Consider the following 17,677-nt stretch of genomic DNA (forward strand, 5'->3'; position numbering starts at 1 on the left):
GCGCACCGGCACCGCCATTTCAGCGGCGGCAGTCGGCGTCGGCGCGCGCTTGTCGGCGACGAAGTCGATCAGGGTGATGTCGGTCTCGTGGCCGACCGCGGAGATCAGCGGGATCATGCTCTCGCTTGCTGCCCGCACCACGATCTCCTCGTTGAACGACCAGAGGTCCTCCAGCGAGCCGCCGCCGCGCGCGACGATCAGGACGTCGGGCCGCGGAATCCTGCCGCCTTCGGGCAGCGCGTTGAAGCCACGGATCGCGGCCGCGACCTGCTCGGCCGAGCCGTCGCCCTGCACCTTGACCGGCCACACCAGCACGCGGCGGGGGAAGCGGTCCTCCAGGCGATGCAGGATGTCGCGGATCACGGCGCCGGTCGGCGAGGTGACGACGCCGATCACCTCCGGCAGCCAGGGCAGCAGCTGCTTGCGCGCCTCGTCGAACAGGCCTTCGGCGGCCAGCTTCTTCTTGCGCTCCTCCATCAGCGCCATCAGCGCGCCGATGCCGGCCGGCTCCAGCGCCTCGATCACGATCTGGTATTTCGAGGAGCCCGGATAGGTCGTGAGCTTGCCGGTGGCGATCACCTCCAGCCCCTCCTGGGGCTTGAAGCGCATCCGCCCATGCACGCCCTTCCAGATCACCGCCTCGATCTTGGCGCTCTCGTCCTTGAGCGCGAAATAGCAATGCCCGGAGGAGTGGGCGCCGCGAAAGCCCGAGATCTCGCCCCGGACCCGGACATGCCCATAGGTGTCCTCCACCGTCCGCTTCAGCGACTGGGAGAGCTCGGAGACGGTGAATTCGGGCGCGTTGTGCAGTTGTTCCGCAGGAGGCATCGGCAAACGATTCGGCATTTTGGGGTCAGACCCGACGTTAAGGCTTTTCGCCGGCAAGCGCGAATCCTGCCGCCGTCATTCCGGGGCGGCGCGAAGCGACGAGCCCGGAATCCATCGTGCCACAAACGCCGCTGCTTGATGGATTCCGGGGGCGCTAGGCGGTCTATTTCATGCTGTTCTATGCCCTCGCGGGCATCTGGTTCGGCATCGCCTTCGTCGCCATCGGCCTTGGCATCACCGCGCTGACGCTGATCGGCTTCTTCTACATCGGCGAGGTCTTCCCGCTCTGGATGGCCTTCGTCAACGGCGGCGGCCTGATCGTCGGCGGCCTCTGGATGCGGCGGAGCTGATGGCCGAGCTCGACGACATCATCCACCAGCCGCTGCGGCTGAAGATCATGGCGGCGCTCAACGCGCTGCCGGCGACGGCAGGCCTTGAGTTCGCGCGCCTGAAGAAGCTGACCGGGGCCACCGACGGCAATCTCGGCGCGCATATCGAGACGCTGGCGAAGGCCGGCTATGTGTCGGTGGAGAAAGCGTTCGTCGGCAAGAAGCCGCAGACGACGGTGACGGCGACGGCCGCGGGGCGAGGCGCGTTCGCGCGGCATGTGGCGACGTTGCAGGAGATCATTGCGGGGAGGCAGGGTTGATCGTCTGATAGTTAAATAAAATCAAATCGTTGACTGCTTATGCAGTCCGATTTCCATCTCGGGCACAACTTGGGACCTACCCAGTATCCCCAATCGCGGATCAACGCCGAGTTTTTGAACTGCACTTTGCGGAGCCTGCTGCGCACCTGTAGCCCTCAAAACATGGTGGTCGCTGCATTCGCGAACTGGTGAGGAATTTGGGGATTACTGGCACGTACGCCTCCCGAATCGCTATTGCAAGTTGTGTATTGGCGTAGTTTGCGATTCGAGGTGGCAAATTGTGTCTGGCAAACTGCGCATTAAAACCAAAGGGATTGAAATCGAATGGGAGGGCGACGTCGAGTTTTTGAAGTCTGAGGTGCCCGAACTGATCGGCTCTATTATCGCAGCGATTGGCAGCGCACTACCAGAGGAGCTCGAAGAGAGTGGTGGGGACACAATCGACTTGAACGGAGGGACCGCATCCAGCCCATTCACCACCGCACAGGCTGCATCGACCTTGAAGGCCCGGACTGCGAACGACTTGCTTAAAGCCGCATTGTTGAAGGTGCAGCTGAGCGACGGCATCGAGCCCGTCTCACGGACACAGATTCACGACGAGATGAAGCTGGCTCCTCGCGTCTACAAACGAGCGATGCAAGGCAACCTGACCAAAGTCATCGACAAGCTAATGGATCAAGGCGAAATGAACGAGCCCTCTCCCGGCAACTATGTCCTTTCCGACTCGACCTACGAACAGCTCGCGCAACGGATTAAATCGTGACGTTGCTTCGAGAGAGTCTAGCTCGCCGAGATGTTTCCAAGACCGACAAGTACCTTCTGATCGTCGCCATGCACGACGGTCCGATGAAGGCCGCTGACATCAGAGCCGTCGCACGACAGAACGGCTGGAAAGATGGGTCCGCAAGCATTCCGGGCAACTACCTCAAGCAGACCAAGAACGCGATCTATCTGCCGAACGGTTGGACGGTCACGAAGGCTTGCAAGGAGAGTCTTGCGGATCGTGGACTGATTGACCCAGCTGGCGTGCTGACGCCGGTTACCGAAGCTCTCGAGCGCTACTTAACTGATGTACATGACCCAGAGAATGCCCGCTTCGTCGAAGAAGCGATACAATGCGCGAAGAACAAGGCTTATCGATCCGCCATCGTGCTGACTTGGGTCGGCGCGGTCTATTTGCTGTACCAACACGTACTGAACAACAAGCTTGCCGAGTTCAACCAAGAGGGCCGTAGACGTTTTCAGAATACAAAGAAGGGTTGGAGCGACGTTGCCGACGTGGACGATCTCGCCAACGCGGTGCAGGAATCCGAGTTCCTGAACATGCTTCAACATATCGGCGCTCTGACAAAGGCTGAACAAAAAGAGCTTCAAACCTGCCTCGATAGACGCAATACGGCTGGTCATCCCAACTCGGCATCATTCGAGGAAGTAACAGTCGGCGCTCACATACACGAATTGATTACAAAGGTTTACAGCAAGTACTGAGAGATCGTCGCTGTCGTGCGAGGTTGAATTGCGCCAAGGCAACGCCATTGCGGCGCATGCTCGACAACCCGCATGTTTTCCTGTCACCACCAGCGTCAGGCTGTTCCTGTACGCAGGCATAGATGAGGGGTTTGCTGTGGATTCTTCCTATGAGCATTTGGAGCTCGCCAAGAGCACATGGCACGCTTTTGTCCGATTCGAGATTGCCCAAAGGTTTTTGCCCGATGGCACCTAAAACCAAGGCGCGGCGTCGCAGGCGAACGCGTGAACCATTAGTTCACCAGCACTTGGAGAATGTGTCCCGCGATCTGTTGGAGAAACATCCCGAGCTAGTCCGAGAGTTCGTCGGGCGCAATGCAGGTGTATACGCGCTGTTTCGTAGGGGAAAGCTCTACTACGTGGGTCTTGCGACGGCTCTTCGCAGTCGGCTCAAAGCCCATGTCAGAAACCGTCACAGTAACTCTTGGGACAGTTTTTCCATCTACCTCACCATTAAGGATCAGCACCTTCGGGAGATTGAAGCGCTTTTGCTGCGTATTGCCAAACCACCCGGTGCTAGACAGCGCGGCAAGCTTGCGCAGTCTAAGGACATGCGAAGGCGCATTGCGCAGGCCATCCGCCGAAAACAATACAGCGAAGTTTCGTCTCTCTTCGGCAGGGGAACGGCACCCACAGCGAAGCACACTGTTCAAGGCGGTGAAAGCGAGTTGACCCGGCTTCTTCCGCAGGGAGCAAGGATCAGGGGCACTTTGAAAGATGAAGTGTTCCGCGCTCGCGTTCTACGAAACGGCACAGTTCGGTTCGGAAACGTAACCTACAAGTCGCTCTCGCTGGCGGCGTCCGCTGCAATCAAACGCCCTACGAATGGTTGGTGGTTTTGGCAGATTGAACGCGGGCGCGGAAACTGGGTGAGACTCACCAAGATTCGAAGAGCGGGAACGCCTGTCTACGTGCGATGACGGTCCTCAACCAGCCCGTCTGGGTTACGGTGACAGTGCACTAAACCTCGCAGCTGATGCTTTGGCGAACGAGTTTAGTGCACTGTCACCGTAACAGCGACGAGGCGAGACGCATCGCGAAGGCGATCTCCAAGCTGCCAGAGCTGCTGAAGCGACCGCAGTATTGACCTAGGAAAATTACGGGGTGCCCGGAATCCGGGTTATGTGATCTCCATTGCATAACGGTTTTGTAAAAAGTTTTTGGATGCGGGGGCTAAACTAAAATTCGCATGGCGTATCAGCAGGTTCTTGTCGGGCGTTAACACCGGTCAAGTTTTTTGATGCCTCCGGTTTGAATCAATTCCCTTGCGAGTCTTCAAATTTCGGGTCTTATGAATCTTGGGTCGGACGCGCTGATCAACAGCAGCTCATAACCAGTCAAATGGAGAGCTGCGCCCATGTCGGACCTTCCCGAGCTTGAAATCAAATACCGCAATCTAAGCCTCAGCGCCAAAGGCGTGCTGGGCGTCGTTGGCGCGATCATCATCATGATCGCCTTCCTCGGTGCGCTCGCCGCTTATGGGCTGAGACTCTTCCATGGATAGCCGGTTAGTTCCGCCCCGCGCAGAACTTCCTCATCCGTTCGATGCGCCCTTGGTACAGCGTGACCTCGTCCGGATTACGGGATTACGGTGACAGTGCACAAAACTAGGTCAACTGACGCTTTGGTAGTTCAGTGCACTGTCACCGTAATTTCGCTGTTATCGAATGCCTAGCGAAGGGCGGCGTTGAGTTTCGTTGCAAATGCTACCCAATGACGCCGATGCTCTCGACGCGCCTCCAGGCCTTTCTTGATTACGTCTCCGGCAACTTTGACGGTGGTCGGGAGTGCGCTGATCGCGGAAACGGCGGGACCGTATCCGCTCGCGAAGAACCCGGTTGCTGTCAGTGCTCCCACCGATATTGTTGCCAAGTCACCGCCGCCAATGCCTTTGACCGTTTGCCATAGTGATTTCGCACTCCTGTTGAATTCTTCTATCTCGGGAATGACCTCTTCCTGTCGGATCTTCCGAAGCGCCATCGCCCGAGTTTCGGAGTCCGACGAGGCTAGAGCACGGCACCATTCGACCAGCTTGCGAGAGAAGCGGTCACGTGCCTCTTTCATTCCGCCGCAAAGATCGTAGAACGCGCTTGCATCGATTTGGCTCAAATTGACTTCCTGCCCGCTGCCCGGCAGTGCCACAGCTAGCAGCTTTCCGATATCGGCCGCATTCCCCGTATCGAGGGTTACGTTGTCGTCCAAGATTTTCTGCGTCCATTTGACGGTTTGGCTGTATTCCCCAAACAAGCCTAAGCGGGGCCACTTATCGTGCTGTTGCGAAAAGCGCTCCATCGTTCGCCGCAACAGTAGCCATTGACTAGCCTCGGCGTAGACGGCCGACGCGACGTAATTCCGTTGAATTGTCGATGCCCCGAATCCACTATTTCTTTCGATGAAGTCATCTAAGCTATCTTCAAACTTCTGAATTGGAATTCGCAGGCCGACAATGCCGAACGATTGGGTCAAAGGGGTGGCCGGAAACTCTCCCGATCCGTTATCATATGCCCATCGGATGCGATGGCCGGCCTCGTGCATCTCAATCTCGGCCTTTCCCGCCGCCAATGCGCGACACATAGCTTCAGAAAGGAGATGCAATAGCCGTTCAGTGTATTGAGGGTCGTCTTGCGACCTGTCTGCGATATAGCTCATGTCGGCCGCGTTCATAAACTGGATGCGCGATGCCCCAATCATTCGCTTGATCTCGGTATCCCACTTCTTGTCCAGATCATTGAACGCAGTAGCGGGAATGACGATCACATCAGAGAAGAGCTGTGCTCTCCGAAGCCCTTCAATTGAGGCTTCGCCGTCAATGAGCAGGTTTATCGAAAGATCGGTTCGCAATGCCATGGAGATGGTTCCTTCAAGTTTGACACACCCATTACTTTGAAGGTCGCTAGACAACGTCGCAGTATGAAAGCCCCTTGGGGCGAATCCTTAAAAACTACTGCTTTGATCGGCACAGCTGGCAATATCGCGGCACAACGCATTTTCGCAATCAATCTGCCGACAAGATCGAGGTTGTGATCGAACAGAATGTCTCCTAAGCAGGTCTCGCTAAGCTCGTGATAGCAACTCAACCGTCAGTAGAACCTAATCTAGCGTCACAGATTTGTCGATAATCCCCAAGGGCAGCACCTCCGATGTGCGCCGACTATAGTGCAACATCGAGTTGTTGTTCGGTCTTTCCTGCGGGGAAAGGTGTGCGAAGCGCCAAGTGAAGTCGCCATCCACGGAGACAGACAGCTCGCCCTAGCAAGCCCGGCATCAAGCGCTCTTCCATGGTGGGAGAAGGCACCGCCGTTGGCTTCGCCATTCGCAGCGCGCCCCGGAATGACGGGGAATGGGCGGTCGCCCCCCTTCACACCACCTCCGCCCCCAGCAGAACCCCTCATTTCGAGCCCTCGATGCACATACTCCTCCTCGGTTCCGGCGGCCGCGAACATGCTCTGGCGTGGAAGATCGCAGCCTCCCCCCTGGTCACCAAATTCTGGTGCGCGCCCGGCAATGCCGGAATCGCGAAGGAGGCCGAATGCGTGGCGCTGGATGTCGCCGACCATGCGGCGGTGATCGACTTCTGCAAGGCCAACAACGTCGAGCTGGTGGTGGTCGGGCCGGAGACGCCGCTGGCGGCCGGGATCGTCGATGATCTCACGGCCGCCGGCATCAAGGCGTTCGGGCCGAGCAAGGTCGCCGCGCAGCTCGAAAGCTCCAAGGGGTTCACCAAGGCGCTGTGCACCGAGTTCGGCATTCCCACAGGCGCCTACCAGCGATTCACCAACGCCGATAACGCGCGCGCCTATGTGCAGAGCCAGGGCGCGCCGATCGTGGTCAAGGCCGACGGCCTTGCCGCCGGCAAGGGCGTGGTCGTCGCCAAGACCGTGCGCGAGGCCGAGGATGCCATCGCGATGATGTTCGAGGGCGCGTTCGGCGAGGCCGGCGCCGAGGTCGTGATCGAGGAGTTTCTGCCTGGCCGCGAGATCAGCTTCTTTGCGCTGTGCGACGGCGAGACCGCCATCCCGCTCGCCTCCGCGCAGGACCACAAGCGCGTGTTCGACCATGACGTCGGCCCGAACACCGGCGGCATGGGCGCCTATTCGCCGACCCCGCTGGTGACGCCCGCCATCCACGACGCGATCATGGCGAAGATCATTCTGCCGACGGTATCAGGCATGAAGCAGCGCGGCACGCCGTTCCGCGGGGTGCTCTATGCCGGGATCATGCTGACGACGCAGGGCCCAAAACTGTTCGAGTTCAACGTGCGCTTCGGCGATCCCGAGTGCCAGGTGCTGATGCTGCGCATGATGAGCGACATCGTGCCGGCCTTCCTGGCCGCCTGTGACGGGCAGCTGAAGAATTTCGATCTGCGCTGGCATCCGGATTCCGCGCTCACCGTGGTGATGGCGGCGAAGGGCTATCCCGGCGACTACCGGAAGGGCACCCGCATCGAGGGGTTGGAGGAGGCCGCCAGGGTCGAGTCGGTCGAGATCTTCCACGCCGGCACGGTCGCGAAGGACGGCGCGATCCTCGCCAATGGCGGCCGCGTGCTCAATGTCTGCGCGCTCGGCAAGACCGTGACCGAGGCGCAGAAGCGCGCCTATCAGGCCGTCGATCGCATCGACTGGCCCGAGGGCTTCTGCCGCCGCGACATCGGCTGGCAGGCGGTGGAAGCGGAGAAGGCCAGGAGCTGAGGGAAGTGGCGCGATCCCGGACGGCGCATAAAGCGCGCGAATCCGAGATCTCGAGGTTTTGCTGCCACCGCGCCGCCACATCTTTCGTCGAGAATGTGCAATCAGCTGTTGGGGTTAGCGGCCCCTCCGATAATACCTCTACTGTGCATGGGGTTGTTTTCGACGTTTTTGTTTGTCGGGGGCGGTTCCGGGACTGACCAGACAAGGATGCAGAAGATGTCCGACCTCGCCGACCTCTATCCGGGCTTCGCCGCCGAATGGATCGACACCTCCTTCGGCCGTGTCTTCGCCCGCGTCGGCGGCAAGGGCCCGCCGCTGCTCCTGCTGCACGGCTTCTCCGAGACGCATGTGATGTGGCACCGCGTGGCACCCGAGCTCGCCGACGCGTTCACGCTGATCATCGCCGATCTGCCGGGCTATGGCTGGTCCGACATGCCCACGAGCGATGCGCTGCACATGCCCTACAGCAAGCGCGCCATGGCGAAAGCCATGGTCGAGGCGATGGAGCGGCTCGGCCACGTGCATTTCGCGCTCGCCGGCCACGACCGCGGCGGCCGCGTCTCGTATCGGCTGGCGCTCGACCATCCCGGCCGGCTGTCGCGCCTCGCCGTACTCGATATTCTGCCGACCTATGATTACTGGGAGCGGATGAACCGCGCCTATGCGCTGAAGATCTGGCACTGGACCTTCCTGGCCCAGCCCGAGCCGCTGCCGGAGACGCTGATCGCGGGGCAGGGCGAGTTCTTCCTGCGCTTCAAGATGGCGAGCCAGACCAAGTCGAAGACGCTGGACGCCATCGACCCGCGCGCGCTCGAACACTACCTCGCCCCGTTCCGCGACCCCGCCCGCATCCATGCGATGTGCGAGGATTATCGCGCCGGCGCCTATTTCGACTACGACCTCGACAAGGCGGATTTCCAGGCCGGCAAGAAGATCACGATCCCGATGCTGGCACTGTGGGGCAATGCCGGCATCGCGCAGGCCGCCGCCACCCCGCTCGACACCTGGAAGCAATGGGCGACGAATGTGAGCGGCATGCCGGTCGATTCCGGCCACTTCCTGACCGAGGAGAATCCCGACGCGACCGCGAAGGCGCTGCGCGAGTTTTTCTCGGCTTGAGGATCTTGTAGCCCGGATGGAGCGCAGCGAAATCCGGGGGCTCTCACCGCAGCGACACTGACCCGGATTGTGCTGCGCTCCATCCGGGCTACGCAGCTCCGCCCTACCGCCGCTCGCGAAAGAACTCCTTCAGCAGCCGCGCCGCCTCGCTCTCGCCGACGCCGGAGTACACGTCCGGCGCGTGGTGGCAGGTCGGCGAGGCAAAGAAGCGCACGCCGGATTCCACCGCGCCGCCCTTGGGATCGGCCGCGCCGTAATAGAGCCGCCGGATCCTTGCAAAGGAGATCGCGCCCGCACACATGGTGCAGGGCTCCAGCGTCACGTAGAGGTCGCAGTCGACGAGGCGCTCGCTGCCGATCTTGCTTGCCGCCTCGCGCAGCGCGATGATCTCGGCATGGGCGGTCGGGTCATGGTCGGTCAGCGTCCGGTTGGCGGCGGTGGCGATGACCTCGTAATTGCGGACCACCACGCATCCGATCGGAACTTCGCCCGATTTCCCGGCATTTTCGGCCGTCAGAAGCGCCAAATCCATGAAAGAAGGGGCTTTCATGCCTCGTATCATCGCCAGAAACCTGCTACTAGCTCCGCCTTCAGCAAGAGTGGATACCGATTTTGCCTGAGCATGCGGCTCGCAGCGAGCGCGCACAATGCTTTCCGGCTACCCCTTAAGTGAGATCATTCATGCCTCGCGACAGCGACAAAGACAACGATTCCCGCGACCGGCGTGACCGCGGCCCGGCCAAGGGCCGTTCGGGCAAGCCCCGGGGACCGGACAAGAAGTTCGCCAAGCGCGGCTTCGCCGGCAAGAACGACCGCGACGAGCGTCCCGCCCGCGGCGACCGTGATAGCCGCCCGTCCCGTGGGGATCGCGACAGCCGCCCGTTCCGCCGCCGCGAGGAGGGCGATGCCCCGCGCCGCGATTTCAGCGACCGTCCCCGCGCCAAGCGCGACGATCGCAGCAGTGAAGGCCGTGGCGAGCGCAGCTTCAAGCCGCGCGGCGACCGGCCGTTTTCCGATCGCACCTCGCGCGATGGCGAGAAGCGGCCGTTCAAGCCGCGCGGTGATCGCCCCTCCCATGGGCGCGACGACCGCCCGCGCAGCCGGGATCGTGACGACGCGCGCCCGGCCGGTCGGACCGGTGAGAGGAAGTTCGGCGACAAGCGGCCTTATGCGCCGCGTGGCGATCGTCCGGAGCGCAAGTTCGAGGGCGAGCGGAAGTTTTCGCGAGGCGGACCGGATCGCAGCGAGCGCCCGCGCGATCGCGGCGAGCGCAGCGATTCAAAGCCCTGGCAGAAGCGCGACGCGGCTCCGCGCGGCGATCGGCCGCCGCGCAAGGATTTTGGCAAAGGTCCGCGCAAGGATTTCGGCGGCCGTGACCGCAGTGAAGACAAGCCTTGGCAGAAGCGCGAAGGCGGCGACCACCGTCCGCGCGTCTCGCGATCGCGCGACGATCGCGCATCCGGCGACCGCCCGTTCCGCGAGCGACCGAAATTCGATCGCCCGCGGGAGGATCGTCCCAAATTCGATAGGCCTCGTCGTGACGGCGACGGCGAGCGCGGTGGGCGCGGCGGTGATCGCCCGAAATTCAGTCGTCCACGCGAGCGCTCCGAAGGCCGCTCCGACTGGCACGAGCATCCGCGTAGCGAAGGCCGTTTCGGCGATCGTCCGCGCCGCGAAAACGAGGACGAGACCAGGATCTTCGAGAAGCGGCCCGCCTTCGGGGGGCGCGGCGCCTATCGCGAGCGCGATCGGGATTTCGAGGGTCGGCCGCGCCGTGAAGACACGCCGAAGCCGAAGAAAGCCGGCGAGCGCATCGCAAAGGTGCTGGCGCGCGCGGGGCTTGCCTCGCGACGCGACGCCGAGGAGATGGTCACGCAGGGCCGCGTCACGGTCAACGGCCGGGTGATCAACTCGCCGGCGCTGGACGTGACGCAGAACGACGTCGTGTCCGTCGATGGCAAGCCGTTGCCGCCGCGCGAGCGCACGCGACTGTTTCTCTATCACAAGCCACGCGGCCTGATGACGACGCATGACGACCCCGAGGGACGTCCGACCGTGTTCGACAACCTGCCCGAAGGCCTGCCGCGCCTCATCAGCGTCGGCCGGCTCGACTTCAACACCGAGGGCCTATTGCTGCTCACCAACGACGGCGGGCTCGCGCGCACGCTCGAGCTGCCCGACACCGGCTGGCTGCGCCGCTACCGCGTCCGCGCCCATGGCGACGTCACGCAGGCGCAGCTCGACGAGCTCAAGAACGGCGTCGAGATCGAGGGCGTCAAGTACGGCCCGATCGAGGCGACGCTGGAGCGCGACCAGGGCGCCAATGTCTGGCTGGTGTTCGCGATCCGCGAGGGCAAGAACCGCGAGGTGCGCAATGTCTGCGCCCATCTCGGGCTCGAGGTGAACCGGCTGATCCGCGTCTCCTACGGCCCGTTCCAGCTCGGCGAGGTCCCCGAGGGCCAGGTCGAGGAGATCCGGTCACGCGTGCTGCGCGAGCAGCTCGGCGACAAGGTGATCGAAAAATCGGGGGCGCAGTTCGACGTGCCGCAGAAATCTTCTGCGGCCGATGACGATGCGCCCCGCGAGAGCAAGCCCGCCAGCAAGCGCGCCGTGATCAACGACCGCAAGGGCCGCCGTGTGCTGGTGCAGCGCACCGGCAGCGACGAGGCGCGCGAGCGCAACGAGATGGAAGCGGCCGGCTATGGGCCTCCCCGCCGTCCCAAGCGCGGCTATCACGGCAAGCGCGATCTGGCGCCGCGGGAGGACTGACGCGTGCGCGTGGTCGGCGGTCGTTTGAAGGGGCGCAATCTCGCCTCACCGTCCTCGCGCGACATCCGTCCCACGGCGGACCGGTTGCGCGAGTCCGTGTTCAACATCCTCGTGCACGCCTATGACGATCCGATCGCGGACGCACGCGTGCTCGATCTCTTCGCCGGCACCGGGGCGCTCGGCATCGAAGCCTCCTCGCGCGGCGCCAAGTTCACGCTGTTCGTCGACAACGGCGCCGAGGCGCGGGCGCTCCTGCGCAGCAACGTCGAGGCGCTCGGCTTAGGCGGCGTCACCAAGGTCTATCGTCGCGATGCGACCGATCTCGGTCCCGCGCATCCCGTCGAGCCGTTCTCGCTGGTGTTCCTCGATCCGCCCTATGGCAAGGGATTTGCGGAGAAGGCGCTCGCGAGCCTGCGCGACGGCGGCTGGCTGACGCCGGGCGCGCTGCTGGTGGTGGAAGAGGCGAAGGCCGCGCAATTCGTCACGCCGGAAGGGTTCGAGGAATTGGAGCGGCGGGCCTATGACGATACGGAATTCGTGTTCTTGAAGAGGCCGTAGCCTCACGCTCGCTGCGTAGGGTGGATTAGCGAAGCGTAATCCACCAAGGTCTGCCTTCCTGGATGGCGATGTGGTGGGTTACGCTTCGCTAACCCACCCTACGAAGATCATCGTCTTCCGAACAGCTTCTCCACGTCGCTCAGCTTCAATTCGACATAGGTCGGCCGGCCGTGATTGCACTGGCCGGAGTTCGGCGTCTCCTCCATCTCGCGCAAGAGCGCGTTCATCTCCTCCGGCCGCAACCTTCGGCCGGCGCGCACCGAGCCGTGGCAGGCCATGGTGGCGGCGACGTGCATCAGGCGGCGCTCGAGGGGAAGGGCTTCGTCCCATTCGGCCATGTGCTCGGAGAGATCGCGCAGCAGCCCGCCGGCATTGGTCTTGCCGAGCAGCGACGGCGTCTCGCGCACCGCGACCGCGCCGGGGCCGAAGGATTCGATGGCAAGGCCGAACGAGGCCAGCTCGTCGCTGCGCTCGAGCAGGCGTTCGACGGTCGCCTCGTCCATCTCCACGATCTCGGGGATCAGGAGGATCTGCCGCTGCACGCCGTTGGCAGCCAGCGATGCCTTCAGCCGTTCGTAGACGATGCGCTCATGCGCGGCATGCTGGTCGACGATGATCAGGCCGTCGCGGGTCTGCGAGACGATGTAGGTCTCGTGGATCTGCGTGCGCGCGGCGCCGAGCGGGCGATCGACGAGGTCGCCGGTTGGTTGCGATTCGAACCGCACGTCCGCGCTCGGCGCGCCGACGTCGAAGGCAGCCTGCGTGCGCTCGGCGAAGGCGGGCGCCGCAGAGCCTTCGAAGGACGGCATCGGCGCGACCGGGGCGGCTGGCGATGCCCGCCAGTCCCAGCTGGCGGGGCGCGCCGTGAAGGCGGGCCGGAACGAGGACAATGCGCTCTCGCCGCCGTTGGCGGCCGTGCGCCGGCCCTCGCGCGCGAGGGCTTCCTTCAGTCCGTGCACGATCATTGCGCGCACGAGGCCGGCATTGCGAAAGCGGACCTCGGTCTTGGCCGGATGCACGTTGGCGTCGACCTCGCGCGGATCGAGCGTGACGAAAAGCGCCAGCACGGGATGACGATCGCGCGGCAGGTAGTCGGAATAGGCCGCACGTACGGCGCCGAGAATGAGCTTGTCGCGCACCGGGCGGCCATTGACGAAGAGATATTGCCCGAGCGCGTTGGCCTTCGTGAGCGCCGGCGCTGCGGCATAGCCGGCGACCACGACGCCCTCGCGCTCGGCATGGACCTCGATGGCGTGGCTGCGGAATTCGGCCCCCAGAATATCGCCGAGCCGGGTCAGCCGTCCGGCGGCACCGGGCAGGGCGGCGGCCCAGGTCACCGGCGCGCGCTCCTCGCCCGCGAGCGTGAAGGCGATGTCGGGCCGCGCCATGGCGAGGCGCCTGACGACCTCGCGGATGGCTTCCGCCTCGGTGCGGTCGGTCTTCAAAAACTTCAGGCGCGCCGGCGTCGCATAGAAGAGGTCGCCAACCTCGACGCGGGTGCCGTGGGCCAGCGCCGCCGGCATGATCTCGGATTTCTCGCCGCCCTCGACGCTCAGCGCCCAGGCGTGCGGCTCGCTCGCATGCCGCGTCGTGATCGACAGCCGTGCAACCGAGCCGATCGAGGGCAGTGCCTCCCCGCGAAACCCGAGCGTGCGAATCTGCAGCAGGTCCTCGTCATCGAGCTTGGAGGTGGCGTGGCGCTCGACCGCGAGCGAGAGGTCCTTCGCGGTCATGCCGCCGCCGTCGTCGGTAATGCCGATCCGCCGCCGCCCACCGCCGTCGGTGAAGACGTCGATCCGGCTTGCGCCGGCATCAATGGCGTTCTCGACGAGTTCCTTGACCACGCTCGCCGGCCGCTCGACCACCTCGCCGGCGGCGATGCGGTTGACGACCTGTTCTGGCAATTGACGGACGGGCATGAATTCGATCGGGCTCGGTCTTGGATTCGCTGAGAGCGCTATTCTATGCCGTGTTGCGTCAAAAGCATGTGTTGGGCAACAGCCGTGTCACGGTTGGGGAAGAAGGTCCCCTATCACATTGAAGACATTGGACGTTCGGGAAATCCCGCGGCATCGATGAACCGGCTTTCGGCCGTGGTTGTGATTGTGAGGCGCCGGGCAGCGGTGTAGCATCGTGAAAAAACGGCAACAGGACGGGAGGACGCCATGTGCCATCTCTTCGCGCATCAGCCCCAACGCGACTACGAATCCCAGACCCGGTCTTTGCGGATCGGTGGGCACTGCACGTCGATCCGTCTGGAAATGGCGTTCTGGGACACGTTGGAGGAGATCGCGGCCAAGGAGAGCATGAGCCTCGGCAAGTTCCTGACCACGCTCTACAACGAGGTGCTCGACCATCATGGCGAGGTCAACAATTTCGCCTCGCTGCTGCGCTGCTCCTGTCTGATCTATCGATCTCGAAGCGTTGCGCCGGTCCAGGAGTTCAAGGCAACCGTTGCGCCCATTCTCGACGCGGCCGAATAGTCCCTGCAGCGACAGCCACACCCGCATTATCGATGTCGCTCCGGCCTGGTGCACAATCGCGCACCAGACCGGGACGTCAACTCAGCGTGTGAATACGCAATCCTCCTCAATGTCGTCCTGGCAACGCCAGGCGAGATCAAATCTCCCTCTTCTGCATCGCACCGGCGATGTAATCGGCCTGCCGGATCGCGAGCGCGACGATGGTCAGCGTCGGGTTGCAGGCCGCGCCGCTGGTGAACTGGCTGCCGTCGGAGACGAACAGGTTCTTGATGTCGTGGCTCTGCCCGAACTTGTTGACGACGCCATCCCGCGGCTTTTCGCTCATCCTGTTGGTGCCGAGATTGTGCGTGCTCGGATAGGGCGGCGTCGGATAGGTCACGGTGGCGCCGACGGCGTCGTAGACCGCGGCGCCCTGCTTGTAGGCATGCGCGCGCATCGCGACATCGTTGGGATGATCGTCGAAATGCACGCTCGCGACTGGCTGACCGAACTTGTCCTTCACGACCGGATCGAGCGTGATGCGGTTGGTCTCCTGCGGCATGTCCTCGCCGACCAGCCACATGCCGGCCATGCGCGGGTAGCCGTCGAGTGCGGACGTGAACGAGCGTCCCCAGGCGCCGGGGTTGAGGAACGCCGCCATGAACGGCAAGCCGATCGACAGCGTCTCCATCTCGTAGCCGCCGACGAAGCCGCGCTTGGGGTTGTTGGCGGCCTCGTCGCGGATGATGCCGGCCATGGTGGTGCCGCGATACATGTGCACCGACTTCTCGAACACGGCGTAGACGCTGCCGGTCATGTGACGCATGTAGTTGCGGCCGACCTGACCGCTGGAGTTGGCGAGGCCATCGGGGAACATGGGCGAGGCGCTGTTGAGCAGCAGCCGCGGGCTCTCGATGGAGTTGCCGGCCACCGCAACGATTCGCGCCTTCTGACGCTGCATCGTGCCTTGCTCGTCGGCATAGATGACACCGGTGACCTTGCCGCTTGCATCATGCTCGATCTTCACCACCATGCTGCCGGGGCGGACCTCGAGATTGCCGGTTGCCTCGCCCTTGGGGATCTCGGTGTAGAGCGTCGACCATTTCGCGCCGGATTTGCAGCCCTGGAAGCAGAACCCGATCTGCTGGCACGAGCCCCGTCCGTCGCGCGGCTGACTGTTGATCGCCATGTTGCCGGTGTGCACGGTCTTGTAGCCGATCTTCTTCGCGCCGGCCTCCAGCACCTTGAAGTTATTGTTACCGGGAAGGCCGGGAATGCCGTTGGTGCGAGTCACGCCCATTTTGTTCTCGGCCTTGGCGTACCACGGCTCCATCTCGGCGAGCGTGACCGGCCAGTCCAGGAGGTTCGCGCCGGCAATGTTGCCGTAAGTGCTCTTCACCCTGAACTCGTGCTCGTCGAAGCGCAGCGAGGCGCCGGCCCAGTGTACGGTCGAGCCGCCGACCGCCTTGACGATCCAGGCGGGAAGACCCGAAAAATCCTTTGCGACGCGCCATGTGCCTGACGTGGTGCGCGCATCAGTCCATGCGAGCTGGGAGAAGCTCTCCCATTCGTCGTTGATGAAATCGTGGTTCTCGATACGGGGACCGGCCTCGAGAATGACGACCTTGACGCCCTTCTGCGCGAGCTCGTTGCCCAGCGTACCGCCGCCGGCTCCGGAGCCGACGATCACCACAACGCTGGAGTCGTTCAGATCGAATTTTGCCATATGCGTTCTCCTGAACCGTGGGGTGGCGATCTAAGCCTTCGGCAGCCAGTCGATGTCGGCAAAGCCGCGGTTGATGTAGCCGCCAAGCTCGGCGGAGGAGCCCTCATATCCGAACCGCGGCCAGACCTCTTTCTGGTTGTAGAGCGAGACGACGAGATCGCCGCGCACCTTCTGGAAAAAGCCGCTTTGCTCGATCTCCTTCAGGAGCACCACGCGATCGGCTTCCCAGGCCACTTCGACATAAGGCACTTTGTGGCGGTCGCGCGCGTTCTGATCGAGCCGCGCAATACCGTCGCTGATCAGCGATTTGACGGCGGGATCCTTCGCCGCCTTGCCGTCCCAGGGCTTGATCGCGGTGATGTAGTAGCTGTCGCCGAGCACGTCGTGCGGATAGATGTCGCGCGCGACCTTCAACAGCGTCTTCATCGTCGCGGGCGAGAGCGCGCTTGTCTCTTCGGCCCAGGCGTTTTCGATACTGATACCGACGCTGGTCGCAACGGCCGCGGCCGGCACGGCGGTTGCCGCGCCCTTGAGAAAGACGCGGCGGCTGTGCTTGCTTCGACGATCGATTTCTCTCATGGCATGTCCTCCGTGGATTTTGATTTTGGTTTGATCAGTTGAAACGGCCGCCCCGCTGGATCACCTCGATCTTGTAGCCATCGGGATCACTGACGAAGAAGAAACGCGCCAATGTTCGGCCGTCATGCTTGAAATCGCGTAAGGGTCCCGGTGCGAGCTTCTCGCGTTCGAAGCGGGCATGCTCGGCATCGATGTCTTCAACCACCACGGCGAGATGGCCGTAGCCGTCGCCGAGCTGGTACGGCTCCTTACGATCGAAGTTCACCGTCAGCTCGACCTCGAAAGGTGAGGAGGGGTGACGCAGGTAGATCAGGGCGAAGTCCGCGAACTTCAAATGGTCGGTGACCTCCAGGCCGAAGGCACGCTTGTAGAAGTCGAGCGAGCGCGTCTCCTCCAGCACGCGGATCATGGAATGGACTGGCTTTGCCATTCAGTTCAGCTCCTTGAGGTAAGTGATGATCGCAGCGCGCGTCTCGGGCCTGGCCTGCCGAAAAGCCATGGTCGCACCAGGGATGACGGCTTGCGGATTGGCCAGCCACGCATCCAGCCGGGCCTCGTCCCAGGTGAAGTCAGCTTTGGCGAGACCGGCTGAATAATGAAAGCCTTCGACCTTGCCGGCGGCGCGGCCCACGATCCGAACCAGCGGCGGACCTTGCCGCATCGGATCCGATAGATTGGTGGTATGGCACACAGCGCATTGCTGCTTGAACAGCGTCGCGCCATCCGGCGGCTTTGCCGACGGCAGCGGCATCTGCGCGTCGGCGCCTCGCAC

At 62.9% G+C, this 17,677-nt stretch carries 18 protein-coding genes and 1 pseudogene; 11 read left to right on the forward strand and 8 right to left on the reverse strand.

The features are described 5' to 3' along the window. Positions 1 to 828, reverse strand: an 828-nt coding sequence (gene xseA / locus AX729_RS37315) for an exodeoxyribonuclease VII large subunit (RefSeq protein WP_063817338.1), incomplete at its 3' end; no start/stop codon positions are given. A 161-nt stretch (positions 829 to 989) separates the two neighbouring features. Here xseA and AX729_RS37320 point away from each other — a divergent pair. The 6 genes and pseudogenes from AX729_RS37320 to AX729_RS40285 form a co-directional block, all read left to right on the forward strand. Further along, positions 990 to 1,178, forward strand: a pseudogene (locus AX729_RS37320) (hypothetical protein); the annotation flags it as partial. Then, a complete protein-coding gene (locus tag AX729_RS37325; protein ID WP_061029834.1) occupies positions 1,178 to 1,477 on the forward strand; it encodes a winged helix-turn-helix domain-containing protein in 300 nt (99 codons plus the stop codon). The pseudogene AX729_RS37320 and the gene AX729_RS37325, both read left to right, overlap by 1 nt. Positions 1,478 to 1,757: 280 nt before the next feature. Further along, on the forward strand, positions 1,758 to 2,240 hold the full coding sequence (locus AX729_RS37330) for a hypothetical protein (RefSeq protein ID WP_061029836.1): 483 nt from the start codon (positions 1,758 to 1,760) through the stop codon (positions 2,238 to 2,240). Further along, on the forward strand, positions 2,237 to 2,965 hold the full coding sequence (locus AX729_RS37335; protein WP_156457425.1) for a hypothetical protein: 729 nt from the start codon (positions 2,237 to 2,239) through the stop codon (positions 2,963 to 2,965). The genes AX729_RS37330 and AX729_RS37335 overlap by 4 nt, the downstream gene beginning before the upstream one ends. Positions 2,966 to 3,114: 149 nt before the next feature. Beyond that, on the forward strand, positions 3,115 to 3,924 hold the full coding sequence (locus tag AX729_RS40280) for a GIY-YIG nuclease family protein (RefSeq protein ID WP_156457426.1): 810 nt from the start codon (positions 3,115 to 3,117) through the stop codon (positions 3,922 to 3,924). A gap of 437 nt (positions 3,925 to 4,361) precedes the next feature. Next, on the forward strand, positions 4,362 to 4,508 hold the full coding sequence (locus tag AX729_RS40285) for a hypothetical protein (protein WP_156457427.1): 147 nt from the start codon (positions 4,362 to 4,364) through the stop codon (positions 4,506 to 4,508). A 167-nt stretch (positions 4,509 to 4,675) separates the two neighbouring features. Here the strand turns inward: AX729_RS40285 and AX729_RS37345 are convergent, their stop codons facing one another. Further along, complete coding sequence (locus tag AX729_RS37345) at positions 4,676 to 5,851, reverse strand: hypothetical protein (RefSeq protein WP_061029841.1); 1,176 nt, start codon at positions 5,849 to 5,851, stop codon at positions 4,676 to 4,678. Positions 5,852 to 6,408: 557 nt separating this feature from the next. Here AX729_RS37345 and purD point away from each other — a divergent pair. Next, entirely contained in the window at positions 6,409 to 7,692 is a 1,284-nt protein-coding gene (purD, locus tag AX729_RS37350; protein WP_061029842.1) for a phosphoribosylamine--glycine ligase, read from the forward strand. A gap of 216 nt (positions 7,693 to 7,908) precedes the next feature. After that, positions 7,909 to 8,811 (forward strand): alpha/beta fold hydrolase, encoded by a 903-nt coding sequence (locus AX729_RS37355; protein WP_061029905.1) that lies wholly within the window; start codon positions 7,909 to 7,911, stop codon positions 8,809 to 8,811. A gap of 103 nt (positions 8,812 to 8,914) precedes the next feature. Here AX729_RS37355 and AX729_RS37360 read toward each other — a convergent pair whose 3' ends face one another. Then, positions 8,915 to 9,373: a nucleoside deaminase gene (locus tag AX729_RS37360; protein ID WP_061029844.1), complete on the reverse strand. Its 459-nt coding sequence runs from the start codon at positions 9,371 to 9,373 to the stop codon at positions 8,915 to 8,917. A gap of 119 nt (positions 9,374 to 9,492) precedes the next feature. Between AX729_RS37360 and AX729_RS37365 the strand changes: the two genes are divergently transcribed. Both AX729_RS37365 and rsmD read left to right on the forward strand, forming a co-directional pair. Next, on the forward strand, positions 9,493 to 11,580 hold the full coding sequence (locus tag AX729_RS37365) for a pseudouridine synthase (protein WP_061029846.1): 2,088 nt from the start codon (positions 9,493 to 9,495) through the stop codon (positions 11,578 to 11,580). Between the two features lie 3 nt (positions 11,581 to 11,583). Beyond that, positions 11,584 to 12,138, forward strand: coding sequence for a 16S rRNA (guanine(966)-N(2))-methyltransferase RsmD (rsmD, locus tag AX729_RS37370; RefSeq protein ID WP_061029848.1), 555 nt, complete (start codon positions 11,584 to 11,586; stop codon positions 12,136 to 12,138). Between the two features lie 107 nt (positions 12,139 to 12,245). On the opposite strand, the gene mutL is transcribed toward rsmD, so the two are convergent. Continuing rightward, positions 12,246 to 14,057 carry a DNA mismatch repair endonuclease MutL gene (gene mutL / locus AX729_RS37375; RefSeq protein WP_061029850.1) on the reverse strand — a complete coding sequence of 604 codons (1,812 nt, stop codon included), beginning with the start codon at positions 14,055 to 14,057 and terminating at the stop codon, positions 12,246 to 12,248. A gap of 246 nt (positions 14,058 to 14,303) precedes the next feature. On the opposite strand from mutL, the gene AX729_RS37380 reads away from it, so the two are divergent. Next, positions 14,304 to 14,621, forward strand: coding sequence for a ribbon-helix-helix domain-containing protein (locus tag AX729_RS37380; protein ID WP_061029854.1), 318 nt, complete (start codon positions 14,304 to 14,306; stop codon positions 14,619 to 14,621). A 136-nt stretch (positions 14,622 to 14,757) separates the two neighbouring features. On the opposite strand, the gene AX729_RS37385 is transcribed toward AX729_RS37380, so the two are convergent. From AX729_RS37385 to AX729_RS37400, 4 genes are read right to left on the reverse strand one after another with little or no spacing between them, the layout of a single operon-like run. After that, entirely contained in the window at positions 14,758 to 16,326 is a 1,569-nt protein-coding gene (locus AX729_RS37385) for a GMC family oxidoreductase (protein ID WP_061029856.1), read from the reverse strand. Between the two features lie 30 nt (positions 16,327 to 16,356). Then, complete coding sequence (locus AX729_RS37390) at positions 16,357 to 16,905, reverse strand: Twin-arginine translocation pathway signal (protein ID WP_061029858.1); 549 nt, start codon at positions 16,903 to 16,905, stop codon at positions 16,357 to 16,359. Between the two features lie 34 nt (positions 16,906 to 16,939). Beyond that, entirely contained in the window at positions 16,940 to 17,335 is a 396-nt protein-coding gene (locus tag AX729_RS37395) for a VOC family protein (RefSeq protein ID WP_061029861.1), read from the reverse strand. Beyond that, complete coding sequence (locus AX729_RS37400; RefSeq protein ID WP_061029907.1) at positions 17,336 to 17,656, reverse strand: c-type cytochrome; 321 nt, start codon at positions 17,654 to 17,656, stop codon at positions 17,336 to 17,338. Positions 17,657 to 17,677 lie beyond the last annotated feature (21 nt).

This window comes from Bradyrhizobium sp. CCH5-F6 (assembly GCF_001556045.1).
Classification (GTDB): Bacteria; Pseudomonadota; Alphaproteobacteria; order Rhizobiales; family Xanthobacteraceae; genus Bradyrhizobium.

What these genes read in the sequence shown, in the direction of transcription:
- AX729_RS37325 (WP_061029834.1), top strand. Translation starts at nt 1,178, where the DNA reads ATGGCCGAGCTCGACGACATCATCCACCAGCCGCTGCGGCTGAAGATC.
- AX729_RS40280 (WP_156457426.1), top strand. Translation starts at nt 3,115, where the DNA reads ATGAGCATTTGGAGCTCGCCAAGAGCACATGGCACGCTTTTGTCCGAT.
- AX729_RS40285 (WP_156457427.1), top strand. Translation starts at nt 4,362, where the DNA reads ATGTCGGACCTTCCCGAGCTTGAAATCAAATACCGCAATCTAAGCCTC.
- AX729_RS37345 (WP_061029841.1), bottom strand. Translation starts at nt 5,851, where the DNA reads ATGGCATTGCGAACCGATCTTTCGATAAACCTGCTCATTGACGGCGAA.
- purD (WP_061029842.1), top strand. Translation starts at nt 6,409, where the DNA reads ATGCACATACTCCTCCTCGGTTCCGGCGGCCGCGAACATGCTCTGGCG.
- AX729_RS37355 (WP_061029905.1), top strand. Translation starts at nt 7,909, where the DNA reads ATGTCCGACCTCGCCGACCTCTATCCGGGCTTCGCCGCCGAATGGATC.
- AX729_RS37360 (WP_061029844.1), bottom strand. Translation starts at nt 9,373, where the DNA reads ATGATACGAGGCATGAAAGCCCCTTCTTTCATGGATTTGGCGCTTCTG.
- AX729_RS37365 (WP_061029846.1), top strand. Translation starts at nt 9,493, where the DNA reads ATGCCTCGCGACAGCGACAAAGACAACGATTCCCGCGACCGGCGTGAC.
- mutL (WP_061029850.1), bottom strand. Translation starts at nt 14,057, where the DNA reads ATGCCCGTCCGTCAATTGCCAGAACAGGTCGTCAACCGCATCGCCGCC.
- AX729_RS37380 (WP_061029854.1), top strand. Translation starts at nt 14,304, where the DNA reads ATGTGCCATCTCTTCGCGCATCAGCCCCAACGCGACTACGAATCCCAG.
- AX729_RS37385 (WP_061029856.1), bottom strand. Translation starts at nt 16,326, where the DNA reads ATGGCAAAATTCGATCTGAACGACTCCAGCGTTGTGGTGATCGTCGGC.
- AX729_RS37390 (WP_061029858.1), bottom strand. Translation starts at nt 16,905, where the DNA reads ATGAGAGAAATCGATCGTCGAAGCAAGCACAGCCGCCGCGTCTTTCTC.
- AX729_RS37395 (WP_061029861.1), bottom strand. Translation starts at nt 17,335, where the DNA reads ATGGCAAAGCCAGTCCATTCCATGATCCGCGTGCTGGAGGAGACGCGC.
- AX729_RS37400 (WP_061029907.1), bottom strand. Translation starts at nt 17,656, where the DNA reads ATGCCGCTGCCGTCGGCAAAGCCGCCGGATGGCGCGACGCTGTTCAAG.